Raw genomic sequence first — 20235 nt, 5'->3', positions numbered from 1 at the left:
ACTTGGCACTCGTGTTTCCGGCCTGCTTTCAACGTGCGGCAACAGGCTCGGTGCATTCGCCGAGCGCTGCGACAAGTTCGGCTTCGTAGCCATCTCGCAGCAGCAACTCGGCCTGTGCTGCGGCTACCCAGCGATCGACATCGACGCCCAGGCGAAGAGCCTCCGTCGGCATCGAGGGCCGCTCGGGGATGCGCACGCGGCACTCTACGGGGACGGGCATCTTGACGCGGCCAGCGGGCTGCGCCGCACAGCCGGCCAGCAGGGCGGCCAGAGTACAGAGCGAGGCCGATCTGATCATGGCGCGGCCCGGCCCTTCACCCAGGCATCTACGCGAGCCTGAGCACTGGCGCAGGCGTCGCCTGGCACGGCTGGCGGCGTCGAAAGGATGATCTGCGCCAACACCTCCTTGCCGCGCCGAAGCTCGGCGGCATTGGCCTGAGCGGTCTTGGCGCGCCTCTCCCGTCCATCGGCGAGGTCCCGCAGGTCCTGTGCCGCGTCGCTGCAGGCCGACGCATCGGCTCGCGCCGAGTCGCGCTCTCCCGTCGTGCGCGTGGCAGCGTCCCGCGCATGAAGCCACGCCGCGCCGAGGGCCCCATTCGCCGCCACGCTCAACGCAAGGGCCAAGCCCAGCGTCTGCAGTCCCGTCATCATGGGAAAGCCCTCTCGCCAGCGGCAATCGCATCCTGCACGTCACCACCGAGGAACACCAGGCGCGTCGCGTGGCGCCGCCGCTGCAGGCCCTTGAGCACCTGGCCGCCCGCTCTCACCCACTTCGGCAACTCGTCGGCCGCGCCCGCATAGTCGCCAGCGTTGAGCTTGCGCAGAAACGTACTGGGCCGCCCGTCTGCCAGCCATAGGATGCCATCGCGACCCCGGCCACCTGGCCCGGTGTTGTAGACGGTCGAGACGGTCGCATCCCACTGGCACTGCGAGAGCGGCCCGGTCACGGCCACGCGCACGGGCGGCTCGAAGTCGCGCACAAGGCGACGCGCGTAGCGGGCGTCCGCCTCCGCCTGCGAGATCACTAGGCCCGGCCGCACATCGAGCGTGTCACCCCAGCCAATGGTCCACGGGGCGCCACTCAACCGCGCATAGGGCGCCGGCACAGCTCGGATGTTGTAAGGGTCGAAGCCGGCACGGCGCAGCGCCGCAAAGAGCGGTGAGGCCGGGTCCGGATAGGCGAGCAACCTGCAGGCCTCATAGTGGTGATTCAGCGCGTGACAGGCGTCGCCCGAGCGCATTTCAGACAGCACCATTTCAACCTTCCTTCACGCGCGTTCGCACGATGAGCACGGCAAAGCCGCCGATCACACACACGTCCTGCAGGTCCGGCGCGCGCAGCGGCAGGATCAGGGTTGCAACGGCGCCGGCCCCGCCAATGGTGAGCAGGCCCCATGCGAGCATCTTGAGCAGCTCGACAGCGCGGGCCCGCGTGCTGCGCGGCCACTGCCGCCACCCGCGGCAGCGCTCCAGCTTGTTGAGGCCCTCGGCGACCACGATGAGGCCACAGATCGCATAGACCCAGAGCATGAGCTTCATGGCTGCGCCTCCACCCGATCCGCGACCCGTTTAATGGCCCGCTGGAGCACCTCGCGCGCGCCGCCACCGATGGCGAACGCAATCCCCAGCATGACGGGCTCGGGCGCGTTCGTGGCCCATAGCACCGCAGGCGCCAGATAGCCCGCAGTCAGGCTGCTGGCGAAGGCCACGCCCATGCGCCGCAGCGACGTGCGCACCAGGTGCACGATGGTGTCGCCGGTCGGCGGCACGATGTCGAGGACCGCGATGGCGACCACCGCGCCCGCGAAGCCCGCCACCAGAAAGTCGGGCCGCAAGCCCAGGGGGATGCCAAAGGCGGTCAGCACCGGCACGGTGGCCGTCGCCGCGGCAAAGGTCATCACCGCCGTCGTCGTAGGTTCTGCCATGGAACGCCCGCTCTCCCCTACACCGACTCGGCGCCGGCAAACTCTTCCTGTGCCAACAGGAAGTCATAGGCCTGCTCGAAGGGGTTGCCACCCTGCAGGCTGTAGGGGGCCTCGCGCGTCTCCGCATGCAGGACCTCTTCGTCCGGGGCGACGTGGTAGTGAACGCCGAAGGAGATCCGGTCCTTGGATGGCCCGATCATGGGCGACACGATGCGCACATAGGCGCCGTCCAGGGTGAGCCCCTTGAACTTCCAATTGATGAGCAATGCCATTGCGGTCCTTGTTTAGGTCTGGGTGCCGACGACGACGCCGTCGATGTCTGAGGTGGGGGAACTGGCCTTGATGCGCAGCCGGTCGGTGCTGTCGACCCACAGGTGTTTCGTTCCCATCACGAGATGGGACTCGGACCACCCCGAGGTCACGTGCCGCGTCGTCACCCAAGTGTTGGTGGCGGGGTTGTAGACCTTCTGGTTCGTGCCGAACAGGGGCAGCGCGTCCTGAAACTTGTTGCCGTCCGCCTCGAACGACGAGGCCGAGTAGGACCAGCTCGTCGCGAGGTTCGAGAACGAATTGCGGTTGACGGAGAGCTTCCGGACACCGTTGGCAATGATCCCGGTGGGCGCGGCATAGCCCAGGTTGTTGGCGCCGTCGATGGTGTTGTCATCCATGACGACGTCATTGACCAAGAAACCACCGTTCGGGGCATTGCCCGTCACCGCAATGGCACTCGCACAGGCGCTGAAGTCGTTGCGCCGCACGCGCATCTTGCGCACGCCGTAGTCGTTGGTCGTGATCAGCTCGACCATCACCGCGCGGGTGGCGACGCCATAGAAATCGTTGTCGTCAATGGCGATCAGCTGATAGGAGCTGTTGCCGATCAGGCGGGCGCCGTACTTGGGGGCGTAGTACGTGACCCCATCCACCGTCTTGTCCTGGTACTCACAACCCCCCGCGTAGTTGTTGCGTACGCTGACGTGCGTCATGGGCTCGTTGCCCGTGTTGTCGAGGATCTGCCGGTTCGGGTAGTCGACGAAGTTATCGACGGGGAACGTGCTCTGGTCCGTGAGGCCATACAGCACGATGGCGCCCTGATTGTTCTGCGTGGTGCTGCTCAGGCAGATGTTGCGGGCGACCGTGACCCGGCAGACGGGGTATTTCTCTTCGGCGAACGACTTCGCCCGCACGACGATGATCGCGGCGTTGCCCCAGCCGCGAATGGTGTTGTCCGCCACCACGGTGTCACGGCCGCCGGCCACCGCGATGCCGCGCGCGTTGTTGCGCACCACGCTGATGTTGTTGCCGAGGACCCGATACGACGGCGTGTAGACATTGGCCCCGGCATTCACGATGCCGTGGCACCCGATGCCGTCATCGCCCGTGTTGTAGGTGCTGTTGCCCTGGATCAGGGCCGTGCCCATCACCTGGATGCCGTCGCGCCCGGTGTTCTGCACATCGTTGTGCAGCACCTTGGCATTGATCACACCGCGCAGCACCATGCCGGCGCTGCGCACGAAGCTGACCTGCACGCCGCGGACCGTGATGTTGGTGGCGAGGAAAGGACACTCGTTCATGTCCCGGTTGACCTCGATGCCCATCGCGTCGGCCGTGTTCTCCAGGCCGGGGCCGCGCAGCGACAGATTCCGGATCTCGATGTTGGCGATGGCCTTGGTCTTGGCCTTGATCGAGATGACCGACTGACCCGCCGACGCCATGACCGGGCGGAAGATCTCCGAGCCTGCACCGTCCCCATAGAGATCGATGTTGGACATGTCCTGCATCAGGATGGATGCGCGGTAGCCGCCTGTGGGAACGTAAAGAGCGCCGCCGCCTGCAGTCTTCAAGAGGGCAACGGCCAGCGTGAACGCCGCGGAGTCGTCCGTCGCGTTGTCACCCTTTGCACCGAACCATCTGACGTTGAGCGCCCCGGAGAACAGGCGTCTCCACCGGCGCCCGGTGCTATCCAGAATGACCGTACCCCCGTTGTCCGCTTCGGTGGACCCGGCAGCAACTTGAAATTCGCCAGCGATGCCGGATGCGGTGACGCGCACAGCTATCGCTGGCCCGGTGTACGTGCGCAACGCGGTGTAGCTCACCACGGGTTTGACGGTGTTCAGGACGTCCTGGACGGTGCCGCTGTCATAGCCGATGCGCGAAGAGCCGTTCGGCAGTTGGAGCTGCGTTGCGTCAATGTTGGGGATCAGCCAGGCCCCGCTCGCGCGAAGGTGCTCATAGGGCACGCCCGACACGAGGATGGTGCAGCGGTCACCCTCGGCGCAGGCGGCGCCGCTCGGTTTCGTCGTAGGAGGCGTGCTGTAGACCCCGGGATAGACGCGATCCTCATAGGCCGTCTTGGCCGCGATGGCAGCTGCGGCGGCTTGCTGGGCTCCCGTCCGTAGATCCTCCAGTTCGGGCGTCGTGACCATCTTGCCGCGGTTGGACCAACCGCTGCCCGTCCAGACGAAGAGGTCGGGGCCCACCATGTAGCCGTCGCCGGCCGCGTTGCCGGTCAGGGGCAGCTGCGACTCATCGTCCAACGCCCCTTTGAGCGCGAGGCCCTTGCCCTGCAGGTTGCCTTCGAGCCATTCCTGCCGCAGGTCGCCGAGCCCGTCGAGGAACTCCTGCAGCTTGGCGGTCAGCTCGGGCACGTAGGCCTGGGTGGGCGCGATGCCATAGGCGAGGCCGGCGACCGTCTCTCCGGCGTAGGGCTGGGCGAGCTGCAGCGACGTGTCACTCAGCGCCTTCTTGACCTCCAGGGCCAGGCCGCTGTTCGTGAAGAGGATGCCGCCCGGCACAGCGTTCTGCACCCACGCCGTGCCGGTGCCGGCCACAAGGTCGGAGCCGGACGTCAGCGCGATGGTGCCAACGCGATACCAGGCCATCAGTCGGCCTCCGGCGCCGGCAGCGCCTGCACCCGCACGGCCGTGGCACCGGCCAGCACGTTCTTCTCCGAGCTGCTCGCCAGCAGCTGCGCATAGATCCACTGCACGGCGTCACCAGTCGGCGTGCCCGGGATCTGCGCGCTGACGTGGCTGAGGTGATTCAAGCCGTTGTCGCGGTCCTCGCGCGAGGCGTAGGAGCCGAGGGTCGCGACCGTGGAGCCGGCCACCACATTGACCTGATAGAGGTGGACCTCGTGCCAGGTGGCGGCGGCGCCGGTGCGCATGCACTTGGTGGGCTTCTGGAGCCCAATGATCGGAAGGGTGTCTACGTTGCTCATGATGGTGTCAGGTGGGGAGGTTGGACGGCGGCCAGGTGATGGCCTCGATCTCTTCAGCGGTCAGGGCCGACTGGATGGCATCGCGCAACTGCTGGCGAAGGCCCACGAGCTGCTGGCTGGCGGCGCGCCACTGCAGGACGGCATCCCGCGTCTTGGCGCGCATGTCCTCGGGCGCGATGCCACGCACGGCCGCAATGCCGTCGAGGTAGGGCGTGGGAGTGCCAGGATTCCCGTGCCAGGCCATGGCCTCTTCCTGCTGCAGGGGCCAGGTCTGGCGTTCCGACGCGGGATAGCCGGCCGTCAGCGCCGCTGCGGCGGCCTCGAAGGCGGCATTGAGTGCCCGCAGCTGGGCCGCCCGCACTTCCTTGACCGTGCGCGGGTCGATCCAGTCATGGGCCGCCCAATCGAAGACGTGGTGCGCCGTGGGCCGCGGCGCCGGCTCGCGCCAGTCCTGCGCAGCGAAATCCCAGAAGGACGCAGGCGTGGGCGGCTCCAGGCCGAGCAGCGTGCAGCCTGCGGGGCATGCCGGCGGCTGCGGGCTCATGCCCGCCATGACCTGCCGGCCGCACTCGTCGACGATGACGAAAGGACGCATGAGCATCAGCCGCCTCGCTTTCCAATGAACACCGCGAGCCGCGTCGTCTCACCGCCCACCGCCGTGACCGTATGAAAGCCGGGACCAAAGGAGGCGACCCCCGTCATCATGGAAGCCGGGAAGCGGTAGACGTTGCCGCCACCCTCGCCCACGTCCTGCCACTGCGCGTCGGGATAGACCACGCTGATGCCGGCGCCCGTCAGGGATCGCGTCTGAGAGGCCGCGCCCATGGCACCCCAGCCTGATTGCTGGCCGAATTCAGCGACGGAGAAGACTTCCCAGATCTGCCCCCCAGGCACCGTGAAGCTGACAGAGGCGGCGCCCGATCCGCTGGCGAAGGCCGGCGCCACGATGGCACCGCCCGCCACCTTCAAGGTGTCGATCTCCGCGTTCCGGATCATGGCCATGTCGATGTAGGTCCGGCCGTCCTGCACCTTGAAGGGCGCATCCATCCCCGACCCCAGATCGTTCATGACGCGGAACAGATTCGCCAGCACCACCACCTCCGACTGCACGTCCGCGCCGCCATTGGTGCTCGACACGCTGGACTTGATGCCGGCGATCACGCGTTTACCCGCAGCGGAAATCTCGGTCTTGAGCATCATCTGCGCGGCGACGTTGCCGTCCAGGCTCGCCATCGTGGTCGACACTGAACTGACCGTGGCCGACAGCTCGCCGATGGGGCCCACCGCCGACTGCAGATAGGTGTTGTTCGTGGCGATGGCCGAATTGACCGTCGCGTTGACCTCGGTCTCATTGACATAGGAGGCCTCAATGTCGCCCACACGGGCGACCACAACCTCCAGCGAGCTGGCGAACGCGGCATCTGCGGTCGCGCGCACGGTCTGCTCTTCGAGGATGTCGGCGCGAGCATCGGCCAGGCCGGCAGACAGAAGCTCAGTCCGCGTCACCAGCGCCTCGTCCGCAGCGACGAGCGCCTCCACCTGGGCCGCATAGATCGCATAGTTGTGGTCGACCTTGGCCTCAAGGATCGTGCTCATGCGGGTCGAGGACTTGCGCGCCTCCGTCACCGCCCGTTCGCTGCGAAGGATTCCGGAGGCCGTCTGCGCCGCCAGTTCGTCCCGCACCCGCTGCAGGCGCGTGTCCACGAGCTCGACGTACTGGGCGATGTTGGGCACATCGTCGAGCTGCGGCAGGACCATGGCCTCGGTCGTGCCCCAGCCGCTGACGTTGCCGCCCATGTCGACGGCCCGCACCCAGTAGCGGTGCAGGCCGGCCTCCTGCTCCACGCGCGTGAAGGTTCGCGAGTTGGTTCTCGCGATCTCTTCGGCCGCGTCGAGCGGGTCGCCCTTGCGGATCTGGTATTCGCGGATCGGCTGCGTGGTGCGGCAATCGCCCCAGCTGATCGACACGGACCGGCCCTGCGTGGAATCGCTCACGTCGGGAGCCAGCGGCAGGAGCACATCGAGCGATGCGCTGGACGGCTGCGAGCCCTGGCCGCTGCGGCTGTAGTGCACCGCCCACACCGTCTGCAGGCCCGCGGGAAACCACCCGATGTTCGCGCCCGTGGCATGGCCGTCGAAGCGCACATCGCCGCCGGCGGCCTCGGGCGTGTCGCCGCGGCCGATGCGGGTGCGGTCCCACTCGATCAGGTCCACGCCCGCCGGCGGGCTCCAGCGCGCATAGATCCCGTCACCCTCGACCGACAGCGTGAGGTCGCCCACCTCGGCCGGCGGCTCGGCGCCGTTCAACAGATGACCGGCATAGGCCCAGGCCGAGGCATTGAACGCCGTCTGAAAGCGCAGGCGCACCGTGTACTCGTTGCCCACGTCCAGGCCGAGCAGGAACGTCTCCACCGCATCGCCCGGCAGGTCGACCGTCTTCCACGGCGCCACGTCCGGCGGGTCGGGCTCGTTGGGGTCCGTGGCACCCTCGCGCCACTGCGCACGGGTCACGCCGCCGTTCAGGACGAAGCTGCTCGTCGAGCGGTTCCAGCTGACCCGCGCCCGCGCGATGACACTGCCGCCCTGCACTGCGAGCTGATCCGGGCCGCTCTCGACCTGCAGGTTCTGCGGGGCCGGCGGAACCTCATACGGATTGGGGAGGTTGCTGTTCGGCGCCGCATCGGCTAGGACCTCGTCCGCCGTGTCGTAGTAGGCCGGGACGTCTTCCAGCAACTCCAGCGTGAGCGGCGCCCCCCGCGTGTAGCTCCAGTCCGTGACGATGAACGGCTTGTTCTCGATGCCGTAGAAGGCGCTCGAATACACCACGCGGTCGCCGGGCTGCAGGTGCCAAGCGAGCATCTTGGGTCGGATCTTGAGCACCAGGCCGCCGCGGCTACGCTCGACCAGCACGCGGGCCAGCTGATGGCAGCGCACGTGCGAGCCAGTGAAGGCCAGCGCCAGATCCGTAGCCTTCTCGTGTGGGTCCAGGCCCAGGAACACCGCGTTCTGGTACGCGGTGAAGTCCTCGCTCACGCCGTTGCGCTCGGCGTTGATGTAGGTCCCGCGGGCGGTGTTGTAGACGCGTTCCCCGGGGTTGCACGTCTGCACGACGCTGGTGGGCGCGAGCATGTCGGTGTCGCCCAGCACCAGCACTGGCGTGCTCCAGGCGCCGGCCTGCATGCGCCAGACGCCCGCCGCCTGCAGCGTGAAGCCGGCCATGCTGTCTTCCAGCTGCTGCCGGGTGGAATCCCGGTCCTGATCGCTGCGGAACATCCCATCGCACACATAGCGGGCGCGGGACCATCCGTAGTTCTCGCCGTCGTCGTCGGCCTCGGAGCCGTAGACCTCGAAGTCGCAGGCGTTGGCCGCAGCAATGACCGAGCCCGTCTCGATCTGGCTGATGCTCGCGCCGTACCCCTCCCGGGACATGATGAAGTCCGCAAGGCACAGCGCGGGGTTGCGGGTATATCCGCGCGTGCCGGTGCGGAAGTCATAGATCGTGTTCTTACCGCGCACCCTGGCCGAGATCGAGGGCGGGCCACCCTGGAAGCGCTCCATCACCTTGTTGACGGTGACCACCGCATAGGTGTAGCCCGAAAGCCGGTGCTCGGCCGTCCACATGCCGGGCGCGCCGCCAATAGCACCGTTGCACTGGTCGATCAGCCACTGATCCGCGACGTCCACGCCGCCGGGGGATAGATGGATGCCGACGTGCACCATCGGCCCGTTGTCGTAGTCGAGAAAGCCGCTGGGCTTGCGACTTAAAGCCTCGTTCGTGGTCCAGCCATCCGGGCCGGCCTGGACGGGATCGTCCTCGATGTAGATCTCGTCGATGCCCTCGCACGGGTGCGCCGCGAAGATCACCACCAGATGGGTGAGCTGCGCCCCTGCGCCGGTGGTGACCATCGCGACGATGCTTCCGCCGATCCGCCCCGGCGAACCGTAGACCACGGCATTCGGCGAATCACTCTGCAGCAGCGTGACCCGTCGATCAGCAAGGTTCGCGATGTCCTGTGCGAGCTTTCGCGCCGCCTCCTGCCGTGCCTTGCGCTTCGCCTGGCTGTTGGCGTATGCCGTGGTCGCGAGGCTGACCACCGTCGTGACGATGGTGAGGCCAGCCGAGACGGCAGCTGCGCCTGTGGCACCCGTGATCGAGCCGATGGCTGCCAGGAAGCCAGAAACCACCTCAGCATGAGCAGCAGTCGCGCCGAGTAGCGCCCCGAGCACCAACAACACGCGGATCAGATGCGCCATGCGGCCTCCGCGGCTGTGATCGGCAGGAACCTCAAATGGTCCACCCCGGGCGCCACAACATGAGCGCCCGTGCAAACACCGAAGCCATACCCCGAAACGCGCCCCACTCGGCCGCCGCTGCGAACAAGCACAACATCCCCGCGATGAGCCGCAAGCCCCGACACGGACGGGCCGAGCAAGAAATCGCCCGCGGCGATAAAGCACTCACGAGCAGGCCCGCGCCCTCCCGCCTCGCGCACGAAGCGCAGCGCCCTGAGCAGACTCTCCCCGTGGAGCGGCCCGCCATCGCAGCGCAGCGGCGCAAGCGCATCGACGCCCGTTGCCTCCCGCACCCAGTCCGCCGCCACGTGGGCGCAGTCATGGTTGAAGTAGGCGAATGCCACGGCGCGCCGCGCGTCGATGAAAGCATCGAGGTCCGCCATCATCGATATCCCAACATCCCGCGGATGTACTGGTACGCCTGGAAAGCGAGCGAGGCATACACGGTGGGGTTACCCACCAGGCTCTGCAGGTACTCGAAGCCCCGTTCATCCGGGAAGCGCGCGATGTGCTGGACATGGTTCATGCGCAGCGCGGCCGGGTTGCTGCGCACGTCATAACTCACCGTGCGGCAGGTCACGCCGATGGAGCCCTCGCGGTCCTTGCGGTCGATGGCCATCTGATCCATCACACCAGCGAAGCGCAACACCGGGGCGCCGCTGATCTGCATCGTGTGTGGGTTCACCATGGCGACCCAGATGCGTGCGGGCCGGTCCCGGTACTCGTGGGGGTCGCTCAGCGCGAAGGCGCGCATGTCGAGCGGCACCGGCGACAGCGACAGCGTGAGCTTCTCGGCGGCGCCATCGTCGCTCTCGTGGATCTCGCCAATCTTGCCGAGTCCGCCCACGCCCGACCACGTATAGCCCATCACCTCCACGTCGAGCGGCCAATTCGTCAGGCGCAGCGTCCCCGTGGTCGCCTGCAACTCGACGAGGGTCAGCTCTCCGAAGACCTCAGAGCCGGCAAGCGCGGCAAAGTCCGTGTCGACGGCGACCGTCATTCCCAGCTCTCCATGAGATCCAGGCTGTACCCGCCCTGGAAGTTGCCGGGCGTGTCCTTCCAGCTCGTTTCGTTGCTCGTTCGCCGCATGAGGCAGGTGGGCCGGTCCCACACCACCACGGCGCCGGCAGCCAACGACACGCGCAGGGCAGGCTCGAACTGCAGCGTCACCGTGCCGTCCTGCGCCACGGCATCGGCTTGGACGTGCAGCAACTGGTGAGCAGCGCCCGTCGCGTCTTGATGCACGCCGACCCAATCCCCCATCAGCACAGTGCGGCCGTTCTGGCCAGCAACGGCTAGCGTGACGGAGGTGGCACCGGCCGCCGTCGCCGCGGCCACCGTCCACACGCCGCGGGCGGTACCACGCGGCTCCGGGCTGCGGACGTCCCACACGGCAATGCGGCCGACGCGTCCGCGCATGGCGTGCAGCAGCACCCGCCACCGGGCCATCATTTCCGGGTCTTCCTCGCGCTCGTTGCTCACGATGGCGCACGTCCGGCGCTGCGGCCCGAGGACGGCGACCTGCGTGCTGCCCGTGTCGCCATTGGTGTTGCCGAGGTCGAAGGACATCAGGCCCCATTCCATGCTGGCGATGTTGATGTCGTCGGGAAGTGCCACGATCACGCTCATGACGGAATGGCCCCGGTACGCTTGAGCTGCTCGGCGAACTGGCGCAGCGACTCGCCCACGATCTGCTGCGTGATCTGGACGATGGACGCCTTGTCCGAGCGCGAATCGATGTTGTTGTGAAGGACGGGTGCGAAGACCATGCCGCCCCCGCCTGCCGCATCAGGGTCGGCGGCGCGGTTGTAGCGTGCGGGCGTGATCTTCTCGCCCTTGTGGATCACGGCGAGCATGTCCTCGGGCACGTAGTTGGTGCCGGTATCGAGCTTGGGCGCACCGCTCAACAGGTTCATGAAGATGCCCAGGCCATCCCCACCCGCATCGGTCACGGCATTGCCGGCGGCCAGCGCCTTGGTGACGGACGCAGACGACGAACTGAGGCCAAGCAGGCCCCCCAGCCCCTTCAACGCGGAGCCGAGCACACCGCTGCCGCTGCCGCCTTCGACAAGGTCGCCGAACAGGGCACGCGACAGCTTCGCGGCAGCGGCCTCGGCCACCATGCGCAGGAGCAGCTGGCCCCAGGCCTTGCCGATGCTGTCGAAGTCGCCCGTCATCGACTTGTAGAGGACGTCGCCGATCTGGTCCTGGATGTTGCCGGCCGCGCGCTTCGCGAAGTCATCGACCTCGCTGTTCATGGCCTTGAGCGCCTTCTCTGCCTCCTGATAGGAGCCGAAGGCGCCCGCCACAGCGCGGGAATAGGTCTCTTGATCGAGCGCGCCGGCCTTCACGAGATCGTTGAGGCGCTGCACCTCAGCCGCATATGCCTCCGCAGGCGTGCGCATCTGCTCCATGATGCGGCGCCCTTCGTCAAGCTGCTTCTCATAGGCGGCCTGACGCTCCTTGTCCTCCTTCTCCGTCTGCTTCTGGGTCTGCTTTCTCTCTTCCGCCGCATCGAGGTTGGCCGCGGTGCGAAGCAACTGCTGCTCAAGGGCAAGGGATACAGCACCCCCGTTGTTACGGATGCGCTGGATCTCGGCGAGCGTCTGCTCGACCTGACTCAGGTCCTGCGCCTTCTCGACCTGCTTGGCGAGCGTCTCAAGGTAGCGTTTCGCCGCGGCCTCAGGGTCCTTCGTCTTGTCGGTACTGGAGCCTGATCCGCCTCCCGTCGCCACCTTCCTTCCCTTGCCGTCGTCCGCCTTGCGCATGCGGCGGTCGACTTGATCGGGATAGCTGTCGACGAGATCGAGCGCCTGGTCGCGCTGCTGCCGCAGCCAATAGGCCTTCGCAGCCAATGACTGATCAAGCATCTTCTGCGCGCGCTGCCGCTCGTCATCCGTCTTTGCCGCTTCGAGGAAGCGCTTCGCGTTCTCGATCTCTCGATTGCGCGCCGCGATGTTCGACCCCGCGAGCCGATCACCCTTCACACGCCCGTCTAGGCCGAACTCCGAGGCCAGGTAGTCGAACAGGATCGTTCCCTTGGCAGGGCTCGACGCAAACGCCACGATGTCGGTACCGGCCTGGATCGCCGCTTTGGATACCTGCGTGAGCCAGCCGAGCAGGGTCTGAAACGCCTGCTTCGTATCGTCCGATTCCAGCTGCTGATTGAGCCCCTCGATGGATTCCTTGAGCACCCGCATGCTGCCGGTGTCACCCGTCATGAGGCTGTCGATGTTGTTCTGCAGGGCACTGATGGCCCCGCCGAAGGTGTCGCGGGCGGCCTTTGCGGCACCACCGTAGCTGGACTCCAGGGCCTGCAGGACGATCCCTTGGGCCTCGGCCGTCTTGCCCGTGGCCTCCAACTGCTTGACCAACTCTTTCTGATCGTCGGTGAAGCGAAAGCCCTGCTTCGACAGCGCGGTGAGCCCCTGGCTCGGCACGTCAAGCGCCTTGCCGATGGTCTCGGCTGACTGGTTCAGGTCCATGCCCAGGCGCGCAGCCATGTCGATGACCGCCTGCATGGCGCGGGGCACCTGTTCGCCCACGATACCGGTGTAGCTCAGGAGTCGCGTCTGCGCCTTGTTGATGTCGCCGTCGCTGAAGATGCTGTTCTTCTGCAGCTCGGTCGCCATGTCATTGAGCTGATCGAGCGACCACCCTGCGGCTTCGCCTGTCGAGCGAAGCACGGCGGCGAGCTGGGCCTGCTCCTGCTCGGCGTCGCGCGTCTCGTTCAAGAACTTCTGCATGACGCTGGAGATCGACAGGCCCGCGAAGGCGCCAGCGAGCGCGCCCTGCAGCGAGCCCACGCCCGACAGCACGCTGTCGATCTCCCGGTTCAGTGAGTCGAACGCCCCCTTCGTGGCGTTCTTGGCCGTCAACAGAATCGAGATTTCTGCGGTCATCGCGCCCCCGCCCTCACCGGCGCCGCGCCGCCTGGCTGGCCCTGGCAATCGCAAGCACGTCGCGCCCCTTCCTGACGCGCCGGACGGACCCACCCTGACCCGCATCGCCCCCCCCCGACGCCCAGGGATCGGGCGCCGAGAAGTCCGATGCAACCCACGGCCGGCGCTGCCCGCGCCGGGTCGACGGCCCCTGATACGCAGCCGCCAGCAGCTGCGCGTGGCGCAGCTGTGCCACGCGCGGATGCAACTGCTCCGCTTTGATCATGACTCGCCAATGCTCGAACTCCTGCGCGCTTAGGTTCTGCCGGGCCAGGCCGGCGACGGTGCACCCCAGCAGCTGCGCGAGCGTGAAGGCATCGCGCAGCGCGGGGTGCGCCCTCAGTTTTTTTCCGCGTCCTCCGCCGAGCTGTTCAGCCGGCTCGCGACGTTGAAGAGGTGGAGCGCTTCGTCGCGATGCCGGACGCCGAAGACCTGCCACTCGGCGTAGGTCTTGAGCGGCAAGCCATCCGCGCCGAGCACCTGGCGGGCCAGCGTGCGCACGGTCTTCTCCACGGTCGCGCGCACGGCAGCGGCCTGCTCGTCCTCGCCCTCCGCAGGCTTCGCGCGAGCGGTCAGCACGTCGTCGGAGAGGACTTCGGTGAAGAGCGCGCCCCGCACCGTGACGGTTCCGAGGGATTGGGTCGGCACCTGCTCTGCCGGCACGCCCTCGGGCACGCCGGGCAATGCGGGGCCCGACACAGCTGCACCCAGCGAGGGCACCGCCGCCGCGGTGGGCGGGTTCGTTCGCCGCACCATCGCGTCAGGCCTCCGCGCCGGCCAGGGTCGCCAGCGGACCACGCACGTTGATCTTGAGCGGCGTGGTCACGGCCTGGCCCGAGCTGCCGCCCGGCGCCATCGACGCGCTGGGCGAGCCCGCGAAGAGCAGCTGCGTGCCGTCCGCCCACTGGAAGCGCACCGCGCACACCTCGCGCACTCCCGCCGCGGCCTTGAGCGCCACCAGTGCCGGATCGGTGGGCACCCACAGCGAGCCGAACGAGTACACGATGGGCGTGGGCTTGCCCGGCACCGAGTAGTTGGGATGCGGATGGATCGTCTCGATGTTGACGTCCGCTGCCTCGCCACCACTGGGAGTGATCTCTTGCAGCGTCTCGGCCTCGGCGCCGAAGGTGACCAGGCGCACCGTGCTGCCCGCGATGAGCTCGCCCCGCATGCCAGTCGAATCGATACCCAGCAGCTTGAAGCTGTCATCGTCGACCACGTCCACGATGCCCACGGCGTAGTCCAGTGCGCCGATGCCGCGCGCCCGCACCAGCACAGGCGCGCCATCGGCGAAGCCGTGGTCTACGCACTGCAGAATGGTCTCGGCGCCCTTCGTGACGCCTGCGAGCGGCTTGGCAGCGCCCAGTTCGGTCTGTACGGCGACGCTCACGTCGGCCCAGATTTGCACGTCCATGTGCGGCTCCAGATTCAGGAAGGTTGATCCGGCGACTCGCGCCGGAGAAGAAAGTAGGTGGCGGTCCACAGCTGTTCACGCGCAGCCATGGGCGTTTCGCCGCCATCGAAGGGCATGTGCCGGCTCGCCAGCATTCGCATGCGCCCGGCCTTGACCGCCTTGAACTGGGGCGAGCCGAGCACACGCTCGATCTGCAGGCCCAGCTCGCGCCCCTTGGCAGGCGCGTCCTCGGCCTCGGCGACCACGGCCCGCAGCAGCACGCGCAGGCGCCGCTGTTCGGCACGGCCGGCGACGGGCGGGTCCACCTCTTCGCCCTGCTCGTGCTCCCGGATCAGGATCGCGGGCAGCTGGCTCGCGCCCAGCACGCGGACGCGATCGAGAAAGACGCGGTCGCCCGCATCGGTGGCGCCGACTAGGCCGGCGCGCACCGCTTCGAGGATCTGTTGTTGTGCGTGCACGTCAGGCCCCCTTGCTCAGACGGACAGTGACCCAGCCCGCGGCGTCGGGGGTCAGCCCGCCGGCAACGAACCATTCCTCATCGTTGATGAGGATGGGCGCGTCCATCACGATCTCCGGTGCGTGCGCGATGTCGAAGGCCGCCGTGGGCGCCACGGCCTCGGCCATGCCCTCGAAGACCGCGGGCGCCTGGACGAAGACGACGGCAAAGGGCTCGCCGCCGCCATAGACGGCCATGGCGTTGGCGTGGTGGCGCACCACGGCCGCATTGACCCGGCGCTCGCGATCTGCGTTGAGCATGGCGCGCAGGTCAGGCGGCGACGGTGCCGGGGATGCCGGCCAGGCGCACGAGGCCCACGGTGGCAGCGGCAAGCGCCGGCTCCCACGCGGTCGCGCCCGCGCCCGTGACGTCGCCGGCCGAGGTCGCACCGACCGCCACAAAGGCACCGGCGGACGCGTCCCACATGAGCTGCTGGCCGCGGGTCCAGGCGGCGCCCGCGACCTTCGGCAGCTCGAACACGCCACTGAGCTTGGCATTGAAGGGCTCGCCGACCGCGGCGCCGTGGTTGGCGACGGCCAGGTGCGAACCGATGACGACGAGGTCACCGGAATCGACCGCGGCAGCAGCGGCGGACACCTCGATGGTGTCGCCGGGTTGAACGTAGTTCTTCATGAAAAGTGCTCCAGGGAAGAGAGGGATGAGGCGCCGCAGGCATGGCCTGCGGCAGGCCGTCAGGCGCCGGCAGCCTTCTGCAGGCCCTTCCAGTCGATGGCTTTGGCCGCGAAATCGAGCGTGGCGCGCACCTTCACGCCGTCGATGTCCTCGCTGGCAAAGGTCTCGGTGCGCACGCCTTCGGAGCCGTCGACGTAGGCGAACTCCACCGTGTCGATCTGGCCCGCGCTGGCGGCCATGTACCAGGCCGTTGCGCTCTTCTCGTCGAGCAGCGGCTCGACCACCGGCTCGACAGCCGTCCGGCCGCCGGCGGCGAACTCGTTGATGTCCGTCTGCTTGGCGGGCGTGTAGTTGGCGCTGGTGAGCTGGTAGGCCAGCGTTTCCAGATCCGAAGGCACGATGAGGAAGGCCGGGCGCAGGTTCAGCGTCGTCTTGCCGTCGAGGTCCTTCTGCTTGCGCATGGCCGCGCGCGAAGCGCGCAGCGAGTCCAGGGAAAGCGCGCTGCCGCCGCCGCCCTGCAGGTTGCCGTGGTCGGCGTGGAACAGGGCTTTGCCGTCCTGCATGGTCGGGTTGCCGGCCAGCTGGTCGTACACGAGGCGGTTCTCCAGGCGACGCGCCGACTCGCCGAAGCGGGTCAGCAGGCGGTCGAAGGCGCCCAGATCGTCATTGACGAACATCTGCCGCGTCATGGCGATGGCACGGCCGTAGCTGAAGGCGCGATAGCCGGTGGCGTCCTCGGTGATCGTGCCGTAGGTGTATTCGCCCGCCTCGTTGAGCTTCTTGAGTTCGGGCGCACCCCCCACCGCCAGCACGTTGACGATGCGGAAGTCGGGCAGATTGGCGGCCCGACGCGCCCACAGCTGGAAAGTGCTCGGGGCCAGGTCGTAGGCGCTGCGCAGGCGACGCGCGCCGACGCCACCCAGCAACGACGGGAAGTCGCCCGTGGTGTGGGTGCCGGCCGCACGCACGGCGAATGCGCGCGTGGCGATCTCGTTGCGCGAGAGGCCGCGCGTCGACACGCCCAGGCCGGTCAGGGCCTCGCGCGCCATCTCGACCAGCGACAGGCCACGGTATTGACGGCCCGCGTCGGTGAGCTGGGCCGCCGGGTCCATGCGATGAGAGATCGCCTCGGCCATCCCGGCCATGCGCACCTCGTGCTCGTCACGGACCGTGGTCACCACCGAGCTGCCGCCACGGCGCTGCTGGTCGCGCGCATCCATGCGGTCGAGGATGGCGGCGCGTGCCTGATCGACCGTCGAGTTGTTGCGCACCAGCTGCTCGGCCAGCTCGGCCGCACCATGGCGCGTGCACAGCGCAATGATGTCGGCCGCGCGGGTCGCGTCCGTGTTGGGCGCAGGACCGCCAGCGGGCGCAGGGGCTGCACCGCGGGACTGCGAAGAAGGGTCGTTGGGGCGCGGGGTGCCAGCGTCGCCGCCGGCGCCCTGCTCGTTCGATTGGGGCATGCGTTGCTCCTGAGTTGCGGGGGAATGGGCGGCTGCCCGGACGAATTCGCACGGCGTGCCCGCTTGGCTGGCCCGCTGCTGCGAAGACTGCTGATCGCCGCGCGTGCCCGCATTGCCATCGGCGGGCACGGCGACGAAAGAGATTTCCTTGGGGGTCCAGCGCGTGGCGCGGTACAGATCGACGTTGACGCCGTCCGTGCGGTCCTGCGCGCGGGTGATTTCGTAGCGCTCGACGCTGTAGCCGAAGCTGATCGCGCGGATGATTCCGGCGCGGATGTCGGCCACGATGCCGGCCAGCTCAGGGCGCTGGCTCAGGCGCAGGGTTGCGCGCCCCTCGCCGCCCTCGATCCATCCGCGCGTGGCAACGCCGAGGATGGACGCGATGCCGCCGTAGGCACGATGGTTGTCCAGCACCTGGACCGTGCCGGCCTCGAAGCGGGCCATGTCGACCGCCTCGGGCGTGACGTCGAGCTGCTCGTCGTAGGGCCGGTCGTTCCAGTAGTCGTAGCGCCGCACCGACGCGCCCTGCGTCCAGACGACGTCGACCGTGTTCTCGGTCTCGTTGAAGGTCGCCGGCACCAGCTGCGCGGCCCGCGTCTGGACGGGCATGTCGCGGGTCTGCTGATCGCCTGCGGGCTGTTGGGGTGCAGTGGCTTGAGGCATGCGCGCAGTGTTCCGGGACTGCTGTGCCATTTCCCGGAAAACTGTCACAACTTTTGGGCCGGCTTCTCCGTCGTCGTCTTGTCGCCACCAAGGGCTGCGAGCAGCTCAAGCGGATTGGCTGCACCCAGCAACGCCGCCAGCAGTGGCAACGTGCCGTCATCCTTCAAGCGGCGCAGGTCATCACGCAGTTCCGTGAAGACTTGATCCGGGTCGTAGCCGCGCTCCCGAATCTTCTCGCTGATGGACTGCAGGCCGCCTTTGATCTCCGAGAGGTCGGCCGCGACGTCCTGCCCCGGGTTGACGCTGGGCCACTTCGGCATGGTCCAGTCGGCATAGACGCCCACCGGAAGCGGCCCGGCGACCAGCTCGTCGAGCTGGGCCCAGCGCCGGGCGATTGGCGCCAGGAACATGGGCACCAGCAGCGTCCATTGCTCGCGCTCGACCTCACGGCGATAGAGGTTCGTGCGCACGCGCGAGCTGGAGAAGTTCACCTCCACCATGTCGCCCGTCATGTACTCATAGGGCACGCCCAGCCCGGCCGCGATGATCTTCTGCCGGTGCTTGACGTACTCCACATGGCCCGGCGCTGCCGTGGGCTGGATGAACGTGGGGTTGCGCATGCCGGGCGGCAGCGCCACGATGCCGCCGCCTGCCAGCTCGCCGAGATCCATGGTGGCCGGACGGCCCGGGCCATCCGCTCCGATAGGCTGCTCGGGCAGCTTGACATGCTCCAGCAAGCTCTCGTCCCACTCGCCGATTGCACCCATGCGGGCTTCGAGATTCTTGCGGGCCTGCTCGGCGTCTTCATAGACCTGCAGGTCGCGCACGTTGGCGATGACTGGCGCAAGGACCGTGATGCCTGCCTGCTGCCCGGGCCGCGCCGGATTGAACAGGTGGAGGATCTCGTCGGCCGGCACACGCTGGCTCTCTCGCAGCATGGCCCGAAAGCCGACGTCGCCAGGATGCCGATCAAAGAGCCAGTACGCGACCCGTTCGCCGCGGCCGTTGTACTCGATGCCGGCGATCACCTCGTTATCCCCGCGGACCTCGCAGCGGTCGACGTCGAGCCAATCGATCTCCAGCAACTGCAGCTGCAGCGGCGCAGTCGCGGGACCGGTGCGTCGGTCGCGCAGCCGCACGAGCACCTCGCCGTCGACCTTCATCGTGTGCCAGGCCTTCGCCATCAGCCCACCGAAGTCGAGCAACCCGTCGTAGTCGGCGATGGCCGTCCAGGCCTTCCAGCGCTTGCCAGTCAGGCCCTCGCGATCTCCGACCCAGCGCGCCAGCACGCCCACGCCGATGGTGCAGGACACCATGACGCTCAGGGCCTGCGCGACGTAAGGCACATTGGCGCACAACGCCCGCGCCCGGTGCCGCAGTTCGCGCGCGTCGGCCACGTAGTCGGCGCGGGCGCTCGCGCCAGGCCGGCGTGGGCGCCAGCCGTCTGCCTTGCTTGCACCTTCGTAGGCACGCACGAGCGCATCACGGAACCATGCGCGTTTGAGGCCCTGCTTCGGGTTCGCCCATCCGATGGCCCTGTCGAGCCAGGTGGCGCGCGCCATAGCCTGGACGCGGTTGCTGACGGCGCCCATGTCAGCCGCCCCGGATCGTGCCGAACGTGGCGCGAACGACCACGGCCCGCTGCCGCGTGGCGCGAGGGGCGAGCTGCCCCTCCAGCTCGCGACGCGCCTCGCGCATCTCGTCGAGGCTGCGATAGGTGACGGATGCGCCGTCACGCGTGGTGACGGTGCGCTCACCGGATTGGATGGCCTCATTGAGCCGGGCCAGGCGCTGTTGGAGATCTTGCGTGCTCATGCCGGCACGCTATCGGGACAGCTGTGCCATTTCCCGGAAAGCTGTCACTACTTGCCAGGCTGCTTGAGATAGCGATAAACCGTCCTGCGCGAGACCCCCAGCCGTCTGGCGACCTCGTCCGCGTTCCTGCCGTTGAAGAGCCGCAGCACCTCGGCCGCAACCTCGGCCGCCTCGCGGCTGCCACGGCGCGCGATGTACACCTCTTCGCCCGCGAACTCCGCACGCACCGCGGCCCGTGCGCGCCGCAGGCCCATTGCGTCTACACCGAGCGCTGGGAACTCTGCCAACAGGTATTCAAAGATCCTGTCGACGAGGTCCGGCTCTGCAGCGATGAGCGCCTTGATCTCCTTCTGACCGTCTTCGTTCATCGCTTCC

The 20235-nt window shown here is 67.9% G+C and carries 23 protein-coding genes; all 23 read right to left on the bottom strand.

Annotated features, from left to right (window positions below; genetic code table 11):
• Positions 1 to 28: 28 nt before the first annotated feature.
• Positions 29 to 298, bottom strand: coding sequence for a hypothetical protein (locus L0984_RS21630; protein ID WP_234196301.1), 270 nt, complete (start codon positions 296 to 298; stop codon positions 29 to 31).
• The gene (locus L0984_RS21625) at positions 295 to 651 is read right to left on the bottom strand and encodes a hypothetical protein (protein WP_234196299.1); all 357 of its coding nucleotides are present in this window, start codon (positions 649 to 651) and stop codon (positions 295 to 297) included. Before L0984_RS21625 ends, L0984_RS21630 begins: the two co-directional genes overlap by 4 nt.
• Positions 648 to 1256 carry a lysozyme gene (locus L0984_RS21620; RefSeq protein ID WP_234196298.1) on the bottom strand — a complete coding sequence of 203 codons (609 nt, stop codon included), beginning with the start codon at positions 1254 to 1256 and terminating at the stop codon, positions 648 to 650. Before L0984_RS21620 ends, L0984_RS21625 begins: the two co-directional genes overlap by 4 nt.
• A gap of 1 nt (position 1257) precedes the next feature.
• Positions 1258 to 1539 (bottom strand): hypothetical protein, encoded by a 282-nt coding sequence (locus L0984_RS21615; protein WP_234196296.1) that lies wholly within the window; start codon positions 1537 to 1539, stop codon positions 1258 to 1260.
• On the bottom strand, positions 1536 to 1898 hold the full coding sequence (locus tag L0984_RS21610; protein WP_234196294.1) for a hypothetical protein: 363 nt from the start codon (positions 1896 to 1898) through the stop codon (positions 1536 to 1538). Before L0984_RS21610 ends, L0984_RS21615 begins: the two co-directional genes overlap by 4 nt.
• A 44-nt stretch (positions 1899 to 1942) precedes the next feature.
• Positions 1943 to 2197, bottom strand: a complete 255-nt coding sequence (locus tag L0984_RS21605; protein WP_234196292.1) for a hypothetical protein — start codon at positions 2195 to 2197, stop codon at positions 1943 to 1945.
• A 12-nt stretch (positions 2198 to 2209) separates the two neighbouring features.
• Positions 2210 to 4804, bottom strand: a complete 2595-nt coding sequence (locus tag L0984_RS21600; RefSeq protein ID WP_234196290.1) for a glycosyl hydrolase family 28-related protein — start codon at positions 4802 to 4804, stop codon at positions 2210 to 2212.
• Positions 4804 to 5142 (bottom strand): hypothetical protein, encoded by a 339-nt coding sequence (locus L0984_RS21595; RefSeq protein WP_234196288.1) that lies wholly within the window; start codon positions 5140 to 5142, stop codon positions 4804 to 4806. The genes L0984_RS21600 and L0984_RS21595 overlap by 1 nt, the downstream gene beginning before the upstream one ends.
• A 7-nt stretch (positions 5143 to 5149) precedes the next feature.
• Positions 5150 to 5743: a hypothetical protein gene (locus L0984_RS21590; RefSeq protein ID WP_234196286.1), complete on the bottom strand. Its 594-nt coding sequence runs from the start codon at positions 5741 to 5743 to the stop codon at positions 5150 to 5152.
• Positions 5743 to 9396, bottom strand: a complete 3654-nt coding sequence (locus L0984_RS21585; RefSeq protein WP_234196285.1) for a phage tail tip fiber protein — start codon at positions 9394 to 9396, stop codon at positions 5743 to 5745. Before L0984_RS21585 ends, L0984_RS21590 begins: the two co-directional genes overlap by 1 nt.
• Positions 9384 to 9821: a DUF6950 family protein gene (locus L0984_RS21580; protein WP_234196283.1), complete on the bottom strand. Its 438-nt coding sequence runs from the start codon at positions 9819 to 9821 to the stop codon at positions 9384 to 9386. Before L0984_RS21580 ends, L0984_RS21585 begins: the two co-directional genes overlap by 13 nt.
• Positions 9818 to 10435 (bottom strand): hypothetical protein, encoded by a 618-nt coding sequence (locus tag L0984_RS21575; RefSeq protein ID WP_234196282.1) that lies wholly within the window; start codon positions 10433 to 10435, stop codon positions 9818 to 9820. Before L0984_RS21575 ends, L0984_RS21580 begins: the two co-directional genes overlap by 4 nt.
• Positions 10432 to 11052, bottom strand: a complete 621-nt coding sequence (locus L0984_RS21570) for a hypothetical protein (protein WP_234196280.1) — start codon at positions 11050 to 11052, stop codon at positions 10432 to 10434. The genes L0984_RS21575 and L0984_RS21570 overlap by 4 nt, the downstream gene beginning before the upstream one ends.
• An 8-nt stretch (positions 11053 to 11060) precedes the next feature.
• Entirely contained in the window at positions 11061 to 13337 is a 2277-nt protein-coding gene (locus L0984_RS21565; protein WP_234196278.1) for a phage tail length tape measure family protein, read from the bottom strand.
• 378 nt (positions 13338 to 13715) lie between these two features.
• Positions 13716 to 14132: a hypothetical protein gene (locus L0984_RS21560; RefSeq protein ID WP_234196276.1), complete on the bottom strand. Its 417-nt coding sequence runs from the start codon at positions 14130 to 14132 to the stop codon at positions 13716 to 13718.
• A gap of 4 nt (positions 14133 to 14136) precedes the next feature.
• Complete coding sequence (locus tag L0984_RS21555) at positions 14137 to 14790, bottom strand: phage tail protein (protein ID WP_234196274.1); 654 nt, start codon at positions 14788 to 14790, stop codon at positions 14137 to 14139.
• A 14-nt stretch (positions 14791 to 14804) separates the two neighbouring features.
• Complete coding sequence (locus L0984_RS21550; protein ID WP_234196273.1) at positions 14805 to 15248, bottom strand: hypothetical protein; 444 nt, start codon at positions 15246 to 15248, stop codon at positions 14805 to 14807.
• Position 15249: 1 nt separating this feature from the next.
• Positions 15250 to 15546: a hypothetical protein gene (locus L0984_RS21545; protein WP_234196271.1), complete on the bottom strand. Its 297-nt coding sequence runs from the start codon at positions 15544 to 15546 to the stop codon at positions 15250 to 15252.
• 10 nt (positions 15547 to 15556) lie between these two features.
• Positions 15557 to 15919, bottom strand: a complete 363-nt coding sequence (locus L0984_RS21540; RefSeq protein ID WP_234196270.1) for a DUF2190 family protein — start codon at positions 15917 to 15919, stop codon at positions 15557 to 15559.
• A gap of 59 nt (positions 15920 to 15978) precedes the next feature.
• The gene (locus L0984_RS21535; protein WP_234196267.1) at positions 15979 to 17991 is read right to left on the bottom strand and encodes a prohead protease/major capsid protein fusion protein; all 2013 of its coding nucleotides are present in this window, start codon (positions 17989 to 17991) and stop codon (positions 15979 to 15981) included.
• Between the two features lie 98 nt (positions 17992 to 18089).
• Positions 18090 to 19637: a phage portal protein gene (locus L0984_RS21530; protein ID WP_234196265.1), complete on the bottom strand. Its 1548-nt coding sequence runs from the start codon at positions 19635 to 19637 to the stop codon at positions 18090 to 18092.
• A 1-nt stretch (position 19638) separates the two neighbouring features.
• A complete protein-coding gene (locus tag L0984_RS21525) occupies positions 19639 to 19860 on the bottom strand; it encodes a phage head-tail joining protein (protein ID WP_234196262.1) in 222 nt (73 codons plus the stop codon).
• Between the two features lie 47 nt (positions 19861 to 19907).
• Positions 19908 to 20228 carry a helix-turn-helix domain-containing protein gene (locus L0984_RS21520; RefSeq protein WP_234196261.1) on the bottom strand — a complete coding sequence of 107 codons (321 nt, stop codon included), beginning with the start codon at positions 20226 to 20228 and terminating at the stop codon, positions 19908 to 19910.
• Positions 20229 to 20235: the final 7 nt, after the last annotated feature.

Source organism: Pseudacidovorax sp. NFM-22 (assembly GCF_021401245.1).
Lineage (GTDB): Bacteria > Pseudomonadota > Gammaproteobacteria > Burkholderiales > Burkholderiaceae_C > Xenophilus.
The sequence above is the reverse complement of the archived record's forward strand: the minus strand, read 5'-3'. Positions and strand labels throughout refer to the sequence as shown.